Source organism: Streptomyces sp. NPDC034111 (assembly GCF_055575375.1).
The window spans coordinates 12,186-29,932 of sequence record NZ_JBVIST010000029.1; the positions used below are offsets into that span (position 1 = coordinate 12,186).

General features: G+C 71.1%; 16 protein-coding genes and 1 pseudogene. 4 read left to right on the forward strand and 13 right to left on the reverse strand.

Going from position 1 to position 17,747, the window contains the following annotated elements:
• Nucleotides 1-42: 42 nt before the first annotated feature.
• The 5 genes from ACZ55A_RS35445 to ACZ55A_RS35465 all read right to left on the reverse strand — a co-directional run bounded on the left by ACZ55A_RS35445 (nucleotide 43) and on the right by ACZ55A_RS35465 (nucleotide 4,422).
• On the reverse strand, nucleotides 43-504 hold the full coding sequence (locus ACZ55A_RS35445; protein ID WP_468848998.1) for an ATP-binding protein: 462 nt from the start codon (nucleotides 502-504) through the stop codon (nucleotides 43-45).
• A 264-nt stretch (nucleotides 505-768) separates the two neighbouring features.
• Nucleotides 769-1,182 (reverse strand): (deoxy)nucleoside triphosphate pyrophosphohydrolase, encoded by a 414-nt coding sequence (locus tag ACZ55A_RS35450; protein ID WP_468848999.1) that lies wholly within the window; start codon nucleotides 1,180-1,182, stop codon nucleotides 769-771.
• 51 nt (nucleotides 1,183-1,233) lie between these two features.
• Nucleotides 1,234-1,413 (reverse strand): SPOR domain-containing protein, encoded by a 180-nt coding sequence (locus ACZ55A_RS35455; protein ID WP_468849001.1) that lies wholly within the window; start codon nucleotides 1,411-1,413, stop codon nucleotides 1,234-1,236.
• Nucleotides 1,414-1,643: 230 nt separating this feature from the next.
• A complete protein-coding gene (locus ACZ55A_RS35460) occupies nucleotides 1,644-3,347 on the reverse strand; it encodes an APC family permease (RefSeq protein ID WP_468849003.1) in 1,704 nt (567 codons plus the stop codon).
• Nucleotides 3,348-3,669: 322 nt separating this feature from the next.
• Nucleotides 3,670-4,422, reverse strand: coding sequence for a GntR family transcriptional regulator (locus ACZ55A_RS35465; RefSeq protein ID WP_468849004.1), 753 nt, complete (start codon nucleotides 4,420-4,422; stop codon nucleotides 3,670-3,672).
• 280 nt (nucleotides 4,423-4,702) lie between these two features.
• Here ACZ55A_RS35465 and ACZ55A_RS35470 point away from each other — a divergent pair, with 280 nt between their 5' ends.
• Entirely contained in the window at nucleotides 4,703-5,452 is a 750-nt protein-coding gene (locus ACZ55A_RS35470; protein ID WP_468849006.1) for a PIG-L deacetylase family protein, read from the forward strand.
• A 22-nt stretch (nucleotides 5,453-5,474) separates the two neighbouring features.
• Here ACZ55A_RS35470 and ACZ55A_RS35475 read toward each other — a convergent pair whose 3' ends face one another.
• The 4 genes from ACZ55A_RS35475 to ACZ55A_RS35490 all read right to left on the reverse strand — a co-directional run bounded on the left by ACZ55A_RS35475 (nucleotide 5,475) and on the right by ACZ55A_RS35490 (nucleotide 9,531).
• Nucleotides 5,475-6,461: an alpha/beta fold hydrolase gene (locus tag ACZ55A_RS35475; RefSeq protein WP_468849008.1), complete on the reverse strand. Its 987-nt coding sequence runs from the start codon at nucleotides 6,459-6,461 to the stop codon at nucleotides 5,475-5,477.
• 289 nt (nucleotides 6,462-6,750) lie between these two features.
• The gene (locus ACZ55A_RS35480; protein WP_468849011.1) at nucleotides 6,751-7,974 is read right to left on the reverse strand and encodes a DUF6777 domain-containing protein; all 1,224 of its coding nucleotides are present in this window, start codon (nucleotides 7,972-7,974) and stop codon (nucleotides 6,751-6,753) included.
• A gap of 132 nt (nucleotides 7,975-8,106) precedes the next feature.
• Complete coding sequence (locus ACZ55A_RS35485) at nucleotides 8,107-8,727, reverse strand: hypothetical protein (protein WP_468849013.1); 621 nt, start codon at nucleotides 8,725-8,727, stop codon at nucleotides 8,107-8,109.
• A 381-nt stretch (nucleotides 8,728-9,108) separates the two neighbouring features.
• Complete coding sequence (locus ACZ55A_RS35490; protein ID WP_468849014.1) at nucleotides 9,109-9,531, reverse strand: ATP-binding protein; 423 nt, start codon at nucleotides 9,529-9,531, stop codon at nucleotides 9,109-9,111.
• A 162-nt stretch (nucleotides 9,532-9,693) separates the two neighbouring features.
• Between ACZ55A_RS35490 and ACZ55A_RS35495 the strand changes: the two genes are divergently transcribed.
• Both ACZ55A_RS35495 and glpK read left to right on the forward strand, forming a co-directional pair.
• Nucleotides 9,694-10,461, forward strand: coding sequence for an IclR family transcriptional regulator (locus tag ACZ55A_RS35495; RefSeq protein ID WP_468849015.1), 768 nt, complete (start codon nucleotides 9,694-9,696; stop codon nucleotides 10,459-10,461).
• A gap of 36 nt (nucleotides 10,462-10,497) precedes the next feature.
• A complete protein-coding gene (gene glpK / locus ACZ55A_RS35500; RefSeq protein ID WP_468849016.1) occupies nucleotides 10,498-12,012 on the forward strand; it encodes a glycerol kinase GlpK in 1,515 nt (504 codons plus the stop codon).
• A 17-nt stretch (nucleotides 12,013-12,029) separates the two neighbouring features.
• Here the strand turns inward: glpK and ACZ55A_RS35505 are convergent, their stop codons facing one another.
• Both ACZ55A_RS35505 and ychF read right to left on the reverse strand, forming a co-directional pair.
• A complete protein-coding gene (locus tag ACZ55A_RS35505) occupies nucleotides 12,030-13,367 on the reverse strand; it encodes an ABC transporter substrate-binding protein (protein WP_468849074.1) in 1,338 nt (445 codons plus the stop codon).
• A 272-nt stretch (nucleotides 13,368-13,639) separates the two neighbouring features.
• Complete coding sequence (gene ychF / locus ACZ55A_RS35510; RefSeq protein ID WP_468849017.1) at nucleotides 13,640-14,728, reverse strand: redox-regulated ATPase YchF; 1,089 nt, start codon at nucleotides 14,726-14,728, stop codon at nucleotides 13,640-13,642.
• A 429-nt stretch (nucleotides 14,729-15,157) separates the two neighbouring features.
• Here ychF and ACZ55A_RS35515 point away from each other — a divergent pair.
• Nucleotides 15,158-15,739 (forward strand): annotated as a pseudogene (locus ACZ55A_RS35515) (DUF6542 domain-containing protein); the annotation flags it as partial.
• A gap of 13 nt (nucleotides 15,740-15,752) precedes the next feature.
• Here ACZ55A_RS35515 and ppgK read toward each other — a convergent pair.
• Both ppgK and ACZ55A_RS35525 read right to left on the reverse strand, forming a co-directional pair.
• On the reverse strand, nucleotides 15,753-16,646 hold the full coding sequence (gene ppgK, locus ACZ55A_RS35520) for a polyphosphate--glucose phosphotransferase (RefSeq protein ID WP_468849019.1): 894 nt from the start codon (nucleotides 16,644-16,646) through the stop codon (nucleotides 15,753-15,755).
• A gap of 58 nt (nucleotides 16,647-16,704) precedes the next feature.
• On the reverse strand, nucleotides 16,705-17,715 hold the full coding sequence (locus ACZ55A_RS35525) for a 4-hydroxy-3-methylbut-2-enyl diphosphate reductase (protein WP_468849020.1): 1,011 nt from the start codon (nucleotides 17,713-17,715) through the stop codon (nucleotides 16,705-16,707).
• Nucleotides 17,716-17,747 lie beyond the last annotated feature (32 nt).

Below are 17,747 nucleotides of genomic sequence, written 5' to 3' on the forward strand. Positions count from 1 at the left end.
GAATGTCGATGAAATGGCAACGATCAGGACTCCACATGTCTCCTAACCAGCCACGGACAGCTCGAACCACACTGTCTTGCCACTCTTTCCGCGCCGGGTCCCCCAGCGGCGCGAGGTGCACGCGACCAGCTGCAATCCGCGGCCTCCCTCGTCGTCGGGGGCGGCGGTGCGCTCCAGCGGCGGGTCGGGCAGCGGATCGGAAACCTCGACGAGCAGCCCGCCGGCACTGAGCAGCACCATGCGGACACCGATCGGCCCGCTGGCGTAGCGCAGGGAGTTGGTGACGAGCTCGCTGACGAGTAGTACGGCTACATCGGCGGCGCCGTTCAGTCCCCAGTCGTCGAGTACGCGGCGGACGGCGCGGCGGGCGGTGCGGACCGCTCCGGGGTCGGCCGGGAAGCTCCATTCGGCGACCGGTGCGCCGGTGGCCATACGGCGCCGGCGGGCGTGGTGGGGGCCGGACTCCGGGGACCCTGCCGCTGCGCTGTCGCTCACGCCGATCACATCCCAGCCCGATGGCCTCCCCCCTCGTCTCACCCATACCGAAGGGGTCAATCAGGACATACCCGGTATCGGGTCCGGAGTACCGCCTTCAACGGTGCACTGTGGCACAAATGGCTCATATGGGGAAGGCGTGTCCGCGCGGATCCTACGGGCGAGCGCCGGTGCGCGGCGGAGGGTACGGGGGCACGCGGGGCGCGTGCCCCAGGGCCGGCCGCCGCGCGCCCTGCACGCAATCCGGGGACCCGGCCCGCGGCCTGCCGGAACCTACCGCCGTACGCCGGTCGTCGCGGCCAGCCGGCGCATCGCCTCGGTCACCGCAGGGCGGTCCTGGTCCAGCCAGTCGACCTGCCCTTCTTCACCGGGCAGGAGCCAGCGCAGCTCGTCATGGTCCTGGAGCGGCCGCGGCACGCCGGACACCAGCCGGGCCGTCCACACCTGAAGGACATAGCCGGGCCGCAGCACCCACTCCCCCGGGATGCGGTCCACGGCCACCGCCTCGATGCCCAGCTCCTCGCGCAACTCGCGCTCCAGCGCCCGTTCGGGCGTCTCGTCGTCCTCCACCTTGCCGCCCGGCAGCTCCCAGCGGCCGGCCAGCACGGGCGGCGCGCTGCGGCGTGCGGCCAGCAGCCGCCCGCCTTCGCACACCGCTCCGCCCACCACTACGCGCACCGTCGTCATGCGCGGCAGCCTACGTCCCTCGTCCCCGTCCCGCTTCTTCCCCTCGCCCCTTCAGGTCGTCGCCCGGTCGACCTTCTCGACCACGTAAAGCTGCCCGCGGCCACGCGTGTCGAGCCGGTCGGCCACCCGCTCCGCCTCCGCCCGGGTGGCATAGCGACCGACGCGATACCGGTTGCCCCCTTCGTCCTGGCGGATGACGAGCCAGGGGAGCACCGCTCCACCGTCGGTCATTGCGCCCCTCCGTCCGCCCCGTAGCGCGCCGTCACGCGCCTCTCGTCTGCTGATGCCGAAATCGCAATCCGCATATGCCCGAGCGTACGCCCGACCTTTACTCAGCGGATATGGAATAGCACAAAGAGATACCGAACCGGCCACCCGCGGCCCCCGGCGTAGCCGGAAGCGGCCGCGAGTGGCCGGTTGTGCCCGATACCCCGGGCGGAGGAAGGAGATGCCGGGCGGGCTCAGGCCCCTACGGGTGCCTTGGCCCCTTCGGCCGCGCCGGCGTCGTCCGCCGCCTCGGCCTCGTCGGCCGCGCGCATCTCGGCCTCGACCTGCACCAGCGACGGGTTGCGCCAGGCGCTGCGCACGCCCCAGTAGTAGAAGGCCAGTCCGATCAGGGCGACCAGGAGGATGTCCCAGCCCTCCGGCAGATAGCCCTTACCGCCGAATTCCTTGCCGCCGACGTACGAGACAGCGGCCATGACCAGCAGGTACGCCACCATCCAGGCACCGGCCTTCAGATGCGGGCGCAGCGAGGCCCACGGCTTGCGGCCCTGGGTCAGCGGCTTGCCGATCTCGTACCAGGCCCAGACCGGCAGTCCGGCGGCCATGATCAGGATGACCTTGCCGGTCAGCGGCCAGCGGCCCCAGTACAGGACCAGCGAGCCGAAGATCATGGCGACCGGCGCGACGAACGGCATCGCGCGCAGCTTCACCGGGCGCTTGAGGTCCGGCGAGATACGGCGCAGCGACATCACGGCGACCGGGCCGGTGATGTACGAGATGACCGTGGCGACCGAGACGATCTCGGCGAGCGAGCCCCAGCCGCGGAAGACCGCGAGGAAGAGGAAGGCGATCACGAGGTTGAGCAGCAGCGCCGGGCGCGGCACACCGGTCTTCTTGTCCACCTTGCCGAAGACGCCGGGCAGATGGCCGTTCTCCTGCACACCGTGGATCATGCGGGAGGTGGTGGCGGCGTAGATCATGCCGGTGCCGGACGGCGAGACGAAGGCGTCCGCGTACAGCAGCAGCGCCAGCCAGTTCAGGCCCCAGGCCACGGCGAGGTCGGCGAGCGGCGAGTTGAAGCCGAGGCCGGCCCAACCACCGCCGGCGGCCAGCTTGTCGCCGGGCACCGCCATCAGGAACGCGACCTGGAGCGCGACATAGATGACCAGCGCGATCAGGATCGACGAAACGACCGCCTTGGGCAGCGACTTGCCGGGGTTGCGGGCCTCGGCGGCCAGGTTCAGCGGGGACTGGAAGCCGTTGTAGGCCCAGACGATGCCGGAGACCGCGACGGCGGTGAAGACCGAGCTCCAGCCGTTGGGGGTGAAGCCGCCGTGGTGGGTGATGTTGCCGGTGTCGAAGTGCGCCGCCATCAGCGCCGCGGCGGTCAGCGCCGGCACCACGACCTTGAACACCGTGATCGCGGTGTTGGTCTTCGCGAACAGCGAGATGGCGAACCAGTTGAGGAAGAAGTAGAAGATCAGCAGAACGCTGGCCAGCCCGACACCGGTGCCGCTCAGCTCCTTGCCGTCGTAGAGGGCCTTCGCCCAGCCGAAGTCCCAGGAACTCATGTACTGGACAGAGGCGGTGGCCTCACCGGGGATCACCGAGACGATCGCGATCCAGTTCGCCCAGGCCGCGAGGTAGCCGGCGAGCGAGCCGTGCGAGTACTGGCCGTAACGGACCATGCCGCCGGCCTTCGGGAACATCGCACCGAGCTCGGAGTAGGTGAGCGCGATGGTGAGCGCGACCAGCGCGCCGATGATCCAGGCGACGATCGCGGCCGGGCCTGCGATGGCGGCGGCCCGCTCGGCCCCGAAGAGCCATCCCGAGCCGATGATGGACCCGAGACCCGTGGCGGTCAGGGCAATGGTCCCGAGGGACCGGCGGTAATTCGAATGCGAACCCTGCTCCGCAGCCGGGGTTTTCGTCGTGCTCACGTGCTGGTCTCCTGGTCTTCCCCCGTGCCGTGCACAAACTTCGCCATCGTAAGAGCGAATTCGAAGATCGGCTTCCCGCTCATGGCGAAAAGACCCGCCCAATTGAGCGTCTGTGAGGTTTCCAACACCAAGATCCAGCCAACATTTGACGCCAGACCCCCGCAAAGGGGACATCGGACTTGAGGCCGAAAGCCGCTGCGGATCCAGTACGGGGCGTCGGGACGGCAGGACGGTAAGGCGGCAAGACGTAAGGACACGACAGGCCTGACGGGCGGACACCGGGAGGCGCGACCGCGGGCGAAGGGCCTTCCCCGCCTGCCGGTTACTTCACCGGCAGGTGGTAGGCGACCCGGTAGCGGTCCGCGAGCGTGACGACATCGGCCGTTTCGACCGGCAGGCCGCCCGCGCAGTACGTACGCGAGATGACCAGCACCGCATGCCCCGGCACCCCACCCAGCGCGATCGCCTCCTCGGCCAGCGCGGGCCGCGCGCCGACCTCCTCGACGACGTTGTCCACCACCATGTCGATGGCCGCCATCCGCTCGACGACCCCGCGGCCCGCCAGCGGCCCCTCCTCCGGCAGCATCACCGGCGTCCGCCCCGTCACCTCCAACGGTTCCCAGGACGTCGAGAGCATCGCCGGCTCACCCTCGGCCCGGAAGAGATAGCGGGTCCGCATCACCTTGCCCCCCGGCGGGATGCGCAGCCGGGCCGCGACCGCCGAACTCGCCGCCTCCTGCTCGCTGTTGGACTCCCAGGTGCCGCGCACCCGCTCGTCGGTCTGCTCCTGCCGGAAGGGCGTACAGCCGCCGACCGAGTGGAATCCGGCCCGGGCGATACGGCGCGGGACGGGCTGTTCCCGTACGTACGTCCCCGACCCCGAGCGGCCCTCGACCAGCCCTTCCGCCATCAGGACCTTGCGCGCCTCCAGCGCGACGGTGTCCGAGACGCCGTACTCCTCGCGGATGCGGGCCTGGGAGGGGAGGCGGGTGTGCGGCGGCAGCACCCCTTCGACGATCTTCTGGCGCAGGTCGCCGGCGACGCGGAGGTACGCGGGCTGCTCACCGAAAGGCACGTGCCCCTCCCAACAGCTTGACAGTCAGCAACAGCGTGGCAACCGCGCGTTGCCGCCCGCAACCTCGGGCCAGATATTCACCTGATGTGATGAAACCCAGTTCAGCCCCGCATGGAGCGTGCTCCGACCCCCCTCAACCCGCTCCTCTCACCTCACCCACGCCCCACGCCCCTCACCCGCCTCCCCGTGCACACGCGCCCTCCATGTCACGATCGACCGGGACCCACCCGACAACCGGTTCCGGCTCGCCGAACGGGACCCGGAAGGGAAGAACGTCACCATGCCCGCCGAAACCCACCTCTCCCCCATGCCCAAGGACTGGCAGCGGGCCCTCGCCGTCGTCGCCCACCCCGACGACCTCGAGTACGGCGCCGCGGCCGCGATCGCCGAATGGACCGCCTCGGGCCGCGAGGTCAGCTACCTCCTGGTCACCCGCGGCGAGGCCGGTATCGACGGGCTGGTACCGGAGGAGTGCGCGCGGCTCCGCGAGTCCGAACAGCGGGTCGGCGCGGCGCTCGTCGGCGTCCACACCGTCGAGTTCCTCGACGGCCACCACGACGGCACCATCGAGGCCGGTACGGCGCTGCGCCGCGACCTCTCCGCCGCCATCCGCCGCCACCGCCCCGAGCTTCTGATCACCCTCAACCACCACGACACCTGGGGCGGAGTGCAGTGGAACACCCCCGACCACCGGGTGGTCGGCCGCGCCGTCCTGGACGCGGCGGGCGACGCCGGCAACCGCTGGATCTTCCCCGAACTCGTCGATGCGCAGGGGCTGGCCCCCTGGAACGGCGTCCGCTGGGTGGCCGTGGCCGGCTCGCCGTACCCCACCCACGCCGCCGAGGTGGGCCCCGGGATCGACCGTGCGGTCGCCTCACTGGCGGCCCACGCCGCGTACATCAAGGGCCTGGGCGGCCCGGAGCAGGACCCGCGCACGTACGCCCGCACCTTCATCGAGCAGACGCTGCGCGCCGGCGGCGAACGCTACCGAGGCCGCCCGGCCACGCTCTTCCAGCTGTTTCCCCGCTGACGCCGGCGCCCGCCCCGGGACCTCAGGATCCGGCCGACTCCGCCACGAACCCGGCCACCAGCGCCGCGACCTCCTCGGGCCGCTCCAGCAGCATCGCATGGGTACCGTCCACCCCCGCGACGGTCACCTGCGGCTGCGTCCGCCCCAGCTCCGCCAGATCCCGCCGCAGCCCCTCCCCGTACGCCGCCATCAGCTCGTCGAACCACGGCGGCACGCCCGGCACCGGTGGGTTGGGCCGCAGCGCCCGTGCGATCAGCAACGGCCGCGTCACCCGCCGGTAGAGCGCGAACAGATCGAGCCCCGCCATGGCCTCCTGCGCCTCCGCCGCCTGCCCGCGCCCCGGCCGCAGGAACAGCCGCCCGTCCCCGGTCTCGCCCAGCGACCGCCGCACCCCGGCCGCCATCAGCTCACCGGGAATCCCCAACTCGGCGGCCATGGCCGCCTGATACCCGAGCACACCCTCCAACGCCGCGGCGTCGAAGGGCCGCCCGCCCGCCTCCTCGGCGAACTTCCTGGCCTCCGCCAGCCGTTCGCGCACATACGCCGCGTCCAGCCCCACGTACTGCTCCGGCCGCCCCATCCCGTGCCCGTCAAGGTTCACCGCGGCGGGCGGCCCGGCCAGCTGCTCCAGGCACAGCGCGGCCACCATGCCGCCCATCGAATGCCCCACCACCACGGCCTCCGGCACCCCGCACGCCGCCAGTACCGCCGCGACGTCCGCCACGGCCACCTCGAACGTCCACGGCACCGTCCCGTCCCCGGACCGCCCGTGCCCCCGGAGGTCCATCGCCAACACCCGGTGCCCCACGGCCAGAAGTGGCGCCACCCGCGCCCAGTCCGCCAAGGTCCGCCCCGCCCCGTGCAGCAACAACACCGGGACCCCGTCCCCACCGTGGTCCCGTACCGCCAGCTCCACACCGTCCCCGGCGACACACACCAGATCCCGCCCCGCCGCACGCACCGCGCCGACGCCGCCCACCGTTTCCGTCCTGCTCACGCTCTCGGTCATGCGTCCACGCTAGGCGCCGGCAAACCCGGCATTTTCGTCCCCGAAGAGGATGCCGAGGGGGGCTGATCCGGGTGAGAATGGATCAACAGGGGGTGCACTGGGCCGGGTTGCGTTGGCCCCGTTAGCCGTTGCGGTCCTGTTCGCCCCGTTGGTGTTCCGCTGGCCCTGTTGGTTTTTTCCCCGCCGCCCACCCCCCTTCGGGGGGTGGGCGGGTGTAGTGGTGACGTGCGGCTTCCTGGGCGGTGCGGGGGGCAGTGGGGCACCCCGACCGTTCCTGGCGCGGCGGGGCTTACGGCGAGCCGGCCGCCCCTGGGGTGCCGCAGGTGCCGTCGGTCTTCTCGAAGCGCACCGCGACCTCGTAGTCGCTCGCGGCGGCCGGGGGCTCGGAGGTGGGGGTGAAGACCGCGGTCGCCCCGTTCGGGCCGTGCGTGCCCGAGCCGGCGCCGGCGGTGAGTCTCACGTTGACCGAGAGCACCGGCGGCGGTGTACCGGTCACCTCGTGCGCTCCGGGGGCGATGGTGCCGCGCCCCGTTCCGTCCGGGCCGGTACTGAGCTCCGTGTCGCCGATGCGGACGGTGGCGTACGGCTTGGGGTCGGCGTTGCCGGAGTCGCTGCACGCCTGGGTGGTGACCAGCTTGATCTTCAGCAGCCGGTCCGTGGCCCCGGGCGGGGCGGGCGGTGGTGGCTCGGGTGGCCGGGGAGTGGCAGGGGGTGCCGGAGCGCTCGGCAGCGACTGCGGCTCCGACGGGGAGCCCGGCGGTTCGGTCGTGGCCGCGGGGGCGTTCCGGTCGGTGGAGCCGGTGCCGGTCACCGGTCGGATGAAGCGCTCCCGGGTCGTGACATCGGTGAGCACCAGGGCCTCCAGGGGCCGGGGCGCGGGAAGTACCAGCATCGTTCTGCCCGGCTGGAACGCGGGCCAGCGCGGACCGGTGTAGACCGGCTTGGCCCGGACCGCCGTGGGCGGGAGCAGGGGGTTGCCGCAGGAGCAGCGCACGCGCGGCACCCCGTACCGGTCCACCAGTACGGCGGTGCCGGCCTGGAGGACCGACTGGTACGGCGTCGCCCGGGTGGCGCGGTAGGTGTGGTTGGTGACCCGGGTGTCCGCGGTCAGCAGCACCGGGGTGAGGCCGGCGACGTAGCGGGGGATGTCGGCAACGGTGAGGCCGAGGGCCGCGCCCCATGCCTGGCCCTTGCCCGGGTGCTCGACCAGGAAGTCCACCAGGCGGCGGGCGTCGCAGTGGGAGACCTTCCTGGTCCCGCCGAACAGGCCGGGCTCGCCGCCGCGCCGGCTGGCGACCACCACGTTTCCGCCGCCCGCGGGCGGCTGGGTGTCACCAGGGGCCGAGACGGCAGGGGCAGGACGTGCCACCGAAGCCGTGAACGGGCCGGGGCCCGGATCGGTGGCCGGCTGGAGGAGGATCTCCCCCTGCTGCTGCCGTTCCTGCTGCTCCTGCCGGGTGTGGAGGAAGAGCGCGGCCGCCACGGCGAACGAGAGCAGCCCGACCAGGATCATGATCAGTTGTCTGCGGCGGGAGTGCGGGCGCGCCGGTCTCCGCCCTCCCGGTGGCGGCTTCGACAGCGGGCCGGTGGGAGGACCGGTGGGTGGCGATTCCGACATGAGTGGCGACCCCACACAGGCGGGTGGTCAATGCCGGTACGACTCCGCGCGCAGCTGTTCGGCGATCTCGGGCGCGAAGGCCGTCAGCACTTCGCAGTCGACCTCATGGGGCACGCGGATGATGTCCGCTTCCTGGTGGTCGGGCGTCTCCGTGCGTTCCACGGCGATGGTGTCCGGCTCCAGATCATCGCTCACCGTCATCATGGTGGGCCCGGGCCCTTCGCCCTCCGCCTCGCCGGAGCTGCTGAGGAGCTGCCGTGCCGCCGGGACCAGTCCGTCGCACAGCAACGCCGCGACCCGAGCGTCGCTGAACTTGGTGACGCCCACCCGGACCGTGTCCTCCTCGCGTACGGCGATCAGTTGAACGGCGGTCCCTTCCTCGCCGACGTCGAGCATCCCGATCTGACGGTCCACCGCGCCCTTCACCGGTATCCGCCAACGCCCTTCCTCGTCGGTGGTCTGCCGGCTGTAGTCCAGCATCGACTCCTGGACCTCGGCCTCCATGTTCTCTTCGGGCGTCTGACACTTGGGGCACAGATATGTACCGGTGAAGTACCCGCGGTCGAACACCATGTTCCAGCGGTCCGCATCGGCGGACCACTTCCGGTAACGCCGTTCGCAGCGGCTGCATCTGATGGCCTTGAACATGATCCACCTCCGTGGACCGTCCCCTCCGCGCAGGACCGGCGAGGCTGTCGGACAGCTGCGGCGAGGTGACAGGGGGCTTCGTCCAGGGCCACGACGCCGTACGTCGCGGCCCTCGCCCCAGGGCCTTGCGCAGGGGCGAGCAGGGCCCACAGCGCCGTACCCGCGGAGAAGGTTCATACCGGCCCTCACGGGCTCGTCGGGCAGGCCCTGTCGCGAGGTGAGGACGGTCGGTTCGTGTCCGTATGACGGGCACGTGTCCACAGGTCCAGCATGACTCACCGGGTGGACGCAGCCAACCACGGGCGCGGAGGGCGACGACGACCGGCAGCGGGGTCGCGAAGGCCGTGGCCGGCCGTGGCCGCACGGCTCACGCCGCACGGCTCACGCGGCGAGGAGCACCGCCCACCAGGTGATACCGCCCGCGTGGACCCGGGTGCCGCACCGGGCCGCCAGGGCGGTGACGATGCCGAGCCCGCGGCCGTGCTCGCCCGCGCAGAGCTCGACGGCCGGCCGCCGGTCCGCCGCCGCGGGCCCCGCGTCGGTGACCTCGACGCGCAGGGCGTCGCGTCCGTCGGCGTCCCGTGACAGCCGCAGCACCGCCGGCGGCAGAGCGTGCACGACCGCGTTGGTGATCAGCTCCGAGATCACCAGGAGCGCGTCCTCGGTGAGGTCCGGGGCCAGGTTCCAGTCGGCCAGGACCGTACGCACCCGCCGGCGTACGACCGAGACAGCCTCGGGGATGTGCGGCAGCGGAAAGACATGTTCCGCCGCCTCCCCCACCACTGCTTCAAGCTGTGCCGTCATGCCGCCTCCTCCGAGGCCCCTGCCGGCTGGACGCCGGCCTTGAGAAGGACGCTAGGGGGAACGGTGGGGGCGGTCAATGAACGCCGGTCGGCATTACCGAACGCCGGTCTGCGAAGGGCCGTCCCACCCGGCAGATGCCGACCGCGGGACTACGATTGCCTCATGGCCGGCCCGGTCCAGTCGATCGAACGGGCGGCGGCAATCCTGCGTCTGCTCGCCAGTGGGCCCCGTCGGCTCGGGCTCGGTGAGGTGGCCGCATCGCTCGGGCTGGCGAAGGGCACCACCCACGGCATCCTGCGCACCCTTCAGAACATCGACTTCGTCGAGCAGGACCCGGCGACCGGAAAGTACCAGCTCGGGGCCGCGCTGCTGCACCTGGGCACCAGTTACCTCGACGTGAACGAGCTGCGGTCCCGCTCGATCAACTGGGCCGACGCCCTGGCCGCCCGCAGCGGGGAGGCGGTCCGCCTGGGCGCTCCCCTGGAGGGCAAGGTGCTCATCGTCCACCACGTCTTCCGCCCCGACGACACCCTCCAGACCCTGGACGTGGGCGCGCTGTTGCCCCTGCACGCCTCCTCGCTCGGCAAGGTGCTGCTGGCCTTCGGCAGCATGCCCCTGGAGCCGGCGGTGGAGGCCGGGCTGGAGGCGTACACCCGGCACACCCTGGTCGCCCCGGAGCTCCTGACGCAGGCGCTCACCGAGGTCCGGGAGCTCGGGTGGGCTGCCGAAGTACAAGAGATGATCACGGGCGAGGCCGGCGTCGCCGCGCCGATCCGGGGCCACGGCGGCCTCGTGGTGGGCGCCATCGGCGTCTCCGGCACGATCGAGCGGATCTGCGACTCCAAAGGGGTCCCGCAGCCGGCCCTGGTCACCCAGGTCCGCCACGCCGCCCGGGCGATCTCCAGAGATCTGGGGGCCGCCCGCTGGTGAGCCCCGCCGCCCTCTGCACCGAACGGAAGGCTGATCATGGTTGAGCGGTATGTGATGTCCATCGACCAGGGCACCACCTCCACCCGGTGCATCCTGTTCGACCACCAGGGGCGGCTGGTGTCGGTCGCCCAGCGGGAGCACCAGCAGCACTTCCCCCGGCCCGGGTGGGTCGAGCACGACGCCGTCGAGATCTGGCACACCCTGGAGCGCGTGGTGCCGCAGGCGCTCTCCGACGCCGATGTCAGCCCCGGTGAGGTCGCCGCCATCGGGATCGCCAACCAGCGTGAGACGACCGTGCTGTGGGACCGGCGTACGGGCACGCCGCTGGGCAGGGCGATCGTCTGGCAGGACACCCGTACGGCTCCGCTGGTCGAGGAGCTCAGAAACCGGCCCGGGGACGAGTTCTTCCTCCGGCGCTGCTGCCTGCCGCCTTCCACGTACTTCTCCGCCCCCCGGATCCGCTGGCTGTTCGACCATGTCGACGGGCTGCGGCAGCGCGCGGAGGACGGCGAGGTGCTGTTCGGCACGATGGAGAGCTGGCTGATCTGGAACCTCACCGGCGGGCCGGCCGGCGGTATGCACCTCACCGACGTCACCAACGCCAGCCGCACCATGCTCATGAATATCAGCACCCTCGACTGGGACGAGGAGTTGCTGGAGTTCTTCGGGGTTCCCCGCCCGATGCTCCCGGAGATCCACTCCTCGGCCGAGACCTACGGAACCGCCCGTTCCGTCCTCCCGGGCGTCCGTATCACCGCGGCGCTCGGTGACCAGCAGGCGGCGCTGTTCGGGCAGACCTGCTTCGCCCGCGGCGAGGCGAAGTGCACCTACGGAACCGGCAGTTTCCTGCTGCTCAACACCGGCACCGACCTCGTACGGTCCCGGCACGGGCTGCTCACCACCGTCGCCTACAAGATCGAGGACCAGCCCGCGGTCTACGCACTCGAAGGCCCGATCGCCGTCACCGGCGCGCTGGTCCAGTGGTTCCGCGACCGGCTGGGGCTGATCAGCACCGCCCCCGAGATCGAGACGCTCGCGCGCAGCGTCGAGAACAACGGCGGCTGCTACATCGTCCCGGCGTTCTCCGGCCTGTACGCGCCGCACTGGCGCAGCGACGCCCGCGGTGTCATCGTCGGCCTCACCTCGTACATCACCAAGGGGCACCTGGCCCGGGCCGTGCTGGAGGCCTCCGGCTGGCAGACCCGGGAGGTGGTCGACGCCATGAACGCCGACTCCTCACTCACCCTGAAGATGCTCAAGGTGGACGGCGGCATGACGTCCGACAACCTGCTCATGCAGATCCTGGCCGATGTGCTCGACGTTCCCGTGGTGCGCCCCATGGCCGTCGAAACGGTCTCCCTGGGCGCCGCCTACGCCGCCGGACTCGCCGCCGGCTACTGGCCCGACCTGGAGGTCCTGCGCCGCAACTGGCACCGGGCCGCCCAGTGGCTGCCGGACATGGACCCCGAGCGGCGGCGGTCGGAGTACGAGAACTGGAAGCGGGCGGTGGAGCGCTCACTCGGCTGGATCCGACCGCCGGCCCCGCCCTGACGGCGCGGGCTCGGCGCTCATGGCTTCCGGTACTCCTCGGCGACCTGCTCGGCGAACGACTGAGAGGTGCGCAGGGCCTGGTCGACGGACTGGGCTCCGGCGATGGCGTTGCTGATCTCATAGGAAACCTTGGTGCCGAGATCGGAGTACTCCGGGATGCCGACGAATTGGATACCGATCGTCGGCCGCGGCTGGAGGCCGGGGTGACGCGGGTCGGCGCTGCTGATCGAGTTGCGGGTGACGTCCGCGAACGCGGCTGCGGCGGCGCGGTAGTCGGGGTTGGCGTAGGTGGAGGCGCGGGTACCGGCAGGCACGTTGGCCCATCCGTTGACCCGTCCGACGAGACGCTGGTACTGCTTGCCCGAGGCCCAGGAGATGAACTTCCAGGCGTCGTCGGGCTGGTCGGATGTCTTCCGCACCCCCCAGGCCCAGGTGTAGAGCCAGCCCGAGTGGTCGGTCTTGTCGACCGGGGCGGGGACGTAGCCGACCTTGCCCTTCACCCGGGAGCCCGGGGCCTCCAGGGAACCGGCCGCAGCAGTGGAGTCGTACCACATGGCGGTCTTGCTGTGGGTGAAGTCGTTGAGGCACTCGGCATACCCGGACTCGGCGGCGTTCAACTCGCCGTGCTTCCGGACGAGATCGACGTAGAACTCGGTGGCGGATTCGAAGGCGGGCGAGGTGAGCTGCGCCCGCCAGTCCTTGGTGAACCACGTTCCGCCGAAGGTGTTGACGACCGTGGTGAGCGGAGCGGTCACCTCCCCCCAACCCGGCTGGCCACGCAGACAGATGCCCTTCATTCCCGGCTGCGCGCCGTCGGTCTTCGCTGCCAGGCCGGCGACCTGCCGCCACGTGGGGCGGGCCGGCATCTTCAGGCCCTCGGCGGCGAAGACGTCCTTGCGGTACATCAGGAAGGACGACTCACCGTAGAACGGTTCGCCGTACAGCTTGCCGTCGTCCGCGGTCAGCGACTGCCGCATCGGCGCGAGGATGTCGGCCTGGTCGAACGTCCTGTCCTTGGCTGCGTACCCGTCCAGCGGCCGCAGCCATTTGTTCTTCGCGTAGAACGGCACCTCGTAGTTGCTGACGGTGGCGACGTCGTAGAGCCCGGCCGGGCTGGAGAAATGCTGGCTGATCTTGTCCCGGACGTCGTTCTCCGGCAGCACGGTGAAGTTGACCTTGATGCCCGTCTCTTCGGTGAAATGGTCCGCGGTGAGCTTCCGCAGCTGGAGCATCTGCGGGTTGTCCACCATCAGCACGTTGAGGACACGACTCCCGGAAGACCCACCGTCACCGCCGCCACCGGCGCACCCCGCGAGCAGCGCCCCCACCGCCAAAGCCACGACGGCAGCGCGCATCCGGTGTTCTGTGCAGACGGTGCGGATCACCGTGATCGACTCCTATGCGGTTGGTGACATGTGAAAGTGAGTTGAAGCACACCAACGGCGGAGCGACAAGACGAAGGACGCGATTACGGCAATCGGAAGCGGAATCGCTCCCCATCGGGCAGAAATCACTGCCACACGGGCAAAAACAGACACGGGCATGGCAACGGGGTCGGCCCCGAAGGGGACCGACCCCGCCCGACCTGAGCATCTGCCAGGTCGCTATGTCGATACTGCGGCGTGCGCTACACGTTGAACCGGAACTCCACCACGTCCCCGTCCTGCATCACATACTCCTTGCCCTCCATGCGGGCCTTGCCGGCCGCGCGGGCGTCGGCGACCGAGCCGGTCTCGACCAGGTCGTCGAAGGAGATGACCTCGGCCTTGATGAAGCCCTTCTGGAAGTCGGTGTGGATGACTCCGGCGGCCTCGGGGGCGGTGGCGCCCTTCTTGATGGTCCAGGCGCGGGTTTCCTTGGGGCCGGCCGTCAGATAGGTCTGGAGGCCGAGGGTGTTGAAGCCGACGTGGGCGAGGGTGGCGAGGCCGGGCTCGTCCTGGCCGACGGACTGGAGGAGTTCCAGGGCCTCGTCGTCGTCGAGCTCGGCGAGGTCGGCCTCCAGCTTGGCGTTGAGGAAGATCGCCTCGGCCGGGGCGACCAGGGCGCGCTGCTCGTTCTTGAAGTCCTCGTCGGTGAGCTCGTCCTCGTCGACGTTGAAGACGTAGAGGAAGGGCTTGGTGGTGAGGAGGTGGAGGTCGTGGAGGAGCTCCTCGTTGCCGGAGCCCTGGACGATGCCCTGGGAGAAGAGGGTGTCGCCCCTCTCCAGGATGGCCTTGGCCTCCTCGACGGCCTTGACCTTCGGGGCCACGTCCTTCTTGATCCGGGACTCCTTGACCAGCCGCGGCAGGACCTTCTCGATGGTCTGGAGGTCGGCCAGGATCAGCTCGGTGTTGATCGTCTCGATGTCGTCCTTGGGCGAGACCTTGCCGTCGACGTGGACGACGTTCTCGTCCTTGAAGGCGCGGATGACCTGGCAGATCGCGTCGGACTCACGGATGTTCGCGAGGAACTTGTTGCCCAGGCCCTCGCCCTCGGAGGCGCCGCGGACGATGCCCGCGATGTCGACGAAGTCGACGGTGGCGGGGAGGATCTTCTGGGAGGAGAAGATCTCGGCGAGCTTGGCGAGGCGGGGGTCGGGGACACCGACGACGCCGACGTTCGGCTCGATGGTGGCGAACGGGTAGTTGGCCGCCAGCACGTCGTTCTTGGTCAGGGCGTTGAACATGGTCGACTTGCCGACATTCGGCAGACCGACGATTCCGATCGTGAGCGACACGGTGGCGACTCGACTTCCGAAGGATGGTGGTGGGTGGGCAGCCGCTCCGGGGCCTGATCCGGGAGAGCGGATCCGGGTCCTGGGAGGGCCGATCCACCAGTCTACGGGGCGGGCCGCGGCAAACGGCCGCCAGCGGGAGCTGCCGCCCCGCCCCGCACACCGGCCGCGCCCGCCCCGCGCACCGGCCGGGTATCGAACGCAGCCCCAAGCCCGGCACAAAACGCGGTCCCAAGGTCGGAACAAAGCGCGTGTCCCGTAACCGGTTAATACCACTTAGCGGCCTACCGTTGCCGCGTGGAGCAACACGAAGCGCGCACCCCCCAGTACGGTCCGCCACGGCCGGGCCGCCCGGCCACGGACACGGACACCCGGCTCCCGCGCCCCGCGGAGGCCGTGGCCCCCGACCCCGACGACGCCTTTCTCTCCGCGATGCGGGCCTCCGGGTTCGCCTCCGTACCGGCATCCGCCCCCGCGCCCGCCTCCGTACACGCCCCGGTACGCGGCCCGGCGCCGGCGGCGGCCGCGGTCCGGGGGCCCACCCGGCCGGCCCCGGCACCGCGGGCGCCGGGCCGCACCGTGGCGCCCCCGGACGGCGGCGGATCCCCTGCGGTCCGGCGGCCCCGTCCCCCGCGGCACCCCGCCCCCGCCCCGACGGGCGGACGGCCGCGCCGGTTGCCGGCCGCCAAGCTGACCGGCCTCGGCTGCTGGCTGCTGGCGACGCTGGCGCTGCTGGCGTTCGCCTTCCTGGACCGGCTGGTCCTCGGCGGCGCCCAGGGCCCGTACGGCGTGTTCTTCCTGCTGGTGAGCGTGGCCGCGGCGCTGTGGGTCAGGCCGTACGACCTGATCTGCGCGCCGGTCACCCTGCCGATCGCCTTCACGCTCGGCGCGCTGCCGCTCCACCGCGGCGGCGACGGGTTCGGCGGGCTGGTGATGGGCGTCTTCACCGTCCTCGCGCTGGACGCCGGCTGGCTCTACGCCGGCACGCTGGTGTGCGCGCTGATCGCGCTCGTCCGGCGGGTGCTGGTCATCGCGCGGCGTCGGGCCAGCCGACGGGTGAGTCGACCGCGGAGCGGGCAGGACGGGCCGCACGGCCGGCCGGCGGCGCAGGCGGCGGAGCGGGTGCGGCCACGGCCGGGGAACCGTCCGCGGCAGGTGGCGCGCCAGCCCGAGCGGCATGGGCAGCCATCGCGGCCCCCACGATCCCCGCATTGTTCTGAAGCTGAGCCGGCACGATCTCGGCCCTGATGCCCTCGATCAGCGGCAGGAACTTCTCCGCCTTGCGGGACACCCCGCCGCCGATCACGAACAGTTCGGGCGAGAAGAGCATCTCCACATGGGCGAGGTACTTCTGCACCCGGTGCGCCCAGTGCTGCCAGCTCAGCCCCTCGTCCTCCTTGGCCTTGGTGGAGGCGCGCTTCTCGGCGTCGTGGCCGTGCAGTTCCAGGTGGCCGAGTTCGGTGTTGGGGACGAGCCGGCCGTCGGTGAAGACGGCGCTGCCGATGCCGGTGCCGAAGGTGAGGACGATGACCGTGCCGGTCCGGTCGAGGCCGGCGCCGAAGCGCATCTCGGCGAGGCCGGCCGCGTCCGCGTCGTTGAGCAGGGTGACCGGGCAGCCGCCGGCCTCGCCGCCCAGCCGGCCGGTGAGGAGGGCGGCGGCGTCGGTGTCGATCCAGCCCTTGTCGACATTGGCGGCCGTGCGGGTCGTGCCGTCGGTGACCACGCCGGGGAAGGTCGCACCGACCGGCCCCGACCACTCGAAGTGGGCCACGACCTGTCTGACGCAGTCCGCGACCGCATCCGGGGTGGCCGGGTGCGGGGTCAGTACCTTGTAGCGCTCCTCCGCGAGGTCGCCGCGCTCCAGATCCACCGGGGCGCCCTTGATGCCCGATCCGCCGATGTCCACACCGAAGACCCTCATGGGGAAAAGGCTAGGCGGGTACGGGCCCCGCCGCCCGGGGGACGGCGGATCCGGTGTGTCAGCTCTCGGTGCCCCCGGTGGCCGCCTTGGCCTCGGCGCGCAGATCGCGGCGGAGCTCCTTGGGCAGCGAGAAGGCGATGGACTCCTCGGCGGCGGTGATCGTCTCGACGTCCTCGTAGCCGCGCTGGGCGAGCCAGTCCAGGACGCCGTGGACGAGGATCTCGGGGACCGAGGCACCGGAGGTGACCCCGACCGTGCTGACGCCCTCCAGCCAGGCCTCGTCGATCTCCTCGGCGTAGTCGACCAGGTGCGCGGCGCGGGCGCCGGCGCCCAGGGCCACCTCGACGAGGCGGACCGAGTTCGAGGAGTTCTTGGAGCCGACGACGATGACCAGGTCGGCCTCGGCGCCCATCTGCTTCACCGCGGTCTGGCGGTTCTGGGTGGCGTAGCAGATGTCGTCGCTGGGCGGGGAGAGGAGGTTGGGGAAGCGTCCCTTGAGGGCGTCCACGGTCTCCATGGTCTCGTCGACCGAGAGCGTGGTCTGGGAGAGCCAGACGACCTTCTCCGGGTCGCGGACCTCGACATTGGCGACGTCCTCGGGGCCGTCGACGAGGGTGATGTGGTCGGGGGCCTCACCGCTGGTGCCGATGACCTCTTCGTGGCCCTCGTGGCCGATCAGGAGGATGTCGTAGTCCTCGTTGGCGAACCGGACGGCTTCCTTGTGGACCTTGGTGACCAGCGGGCAGGTCGCGTCGATGGTGGCGAGCTTGCCGCGCTTGGCCTCTTCGTGGACGACGGGCGCGACACCGTGCGCCGAGAAGATGACGATGTTGCCCTCGGGCACCTCTTCGGTCTCGTCGACGAAGATCGCGCCCTTCTTCTCCAGGGTCTTCACGACGTACTTGTTGTGCACGATCTCGTGGCGCACGTAGACGGGGGCGCCGTACTGCTCAAGGGCCTTCTCGACGGCGATCACGGCGCGGTCCACACCCGCGCAATAGCCACGGGGGGCGGCGAGCAGGACCTTGCGGGCGGATGACGGGCCGGGCGTTGCAGTCATGCGGTCCATCGTAAGGCCGCGCCTCCTGCCGGGAAGATCGG

Excerpts from the sequence above, each read along its gene's own strand:
- ACZ55A_RS35490 (WP_468849014.1), bottom strand. The coding sequence starts at position 9,531 with ATGACGGCACAGCTTGAAGCAGTGGTGGGGGAGGCGGCGGAACATGTC.
- glpK (WP_468849016.1), top strand. The coding sequence starts at position 10,498 with ATGGTTGAGCGGTATGTGATGTCCATCGACCAGGGCACCACCTCCACC.
- ACZ55A_RS35470 (WP_468849006.1), top strand. The coding sequence starts at position 4,703 with ATGCCCGCCGAAACCCACCTCTCCCCCATGCCCAAGGACTGGCAGCGG.
- ACZ55A_RS35455 (WP_468849001.1), bottom strand. The coding sequence starts at position 1,413 with ATGACCGACGGTGGAGCGGTGCTCCCCTGGCTCGTCATCCGCCAGGAC.
- ACZ55A_RS35450 (WP_468848999.1), bottom strand. The coding sequence starts at position 1,182 with ATGACGACGGTGCGCGTAGTGGTGGGCGGAGCGGTGTGCGAAGGCGGG.
- ACZ55A_RS35485 (WP_468849013.1), bottom strand. The coding sequence starts at position 8,727 with ATGTTCAAGGCCATCAGATGCAGCCGCTGCGAACGGCGTTACCGGAAG.
- ACZ55A_RS35495 (WP_468849015.1), top strand. The coding sequence starts at position 9,694 with ATGGCCGGCCCGGTCCAGTCGATCGAACGGGCGGCGGCAATCCTGCGT.
- ppgK (WP_468849019.1), bottom strand. The coding sequence starts at position 16,646 with ATGAGGGTCTTCGGTGTGGACATCGGCGGATCGGGCATCAAGGGCGCC.
- ACZ55A_RS35505 (WP_468849074.1), bottom strand. The coding sequence starts at position 13,367 with ATGCGCGCTGCCGTCGTGGCTTTGGCGGTGGGGGCGCTGCTCGCGGGG.
- ACZ55A_RS35480 (WP_468849011.1), bottom strand. The coding sequence starts at position 7,974 with ATGATCCTGGTCGGGCTGCTCTCGTTCGCCGTGGCGGCCGCGCTCTTC.
- ACZ55A_RS35475 (WP_468849008.1), bottom strand. The coding sequence starts at position 6,461 with ATGACCGAGAGCGTGAGCAGGACGGAAACGGTGGGCGGCGTCGGCGCG.
- ACZ55A_RS35525 (WP_468849020.1), bottom strand. The coding sequence starts at position 17,715 with ATGGACCGCATGACTGCAACGCCCGGCCCGTCATCCGCCCGCAAGGTC.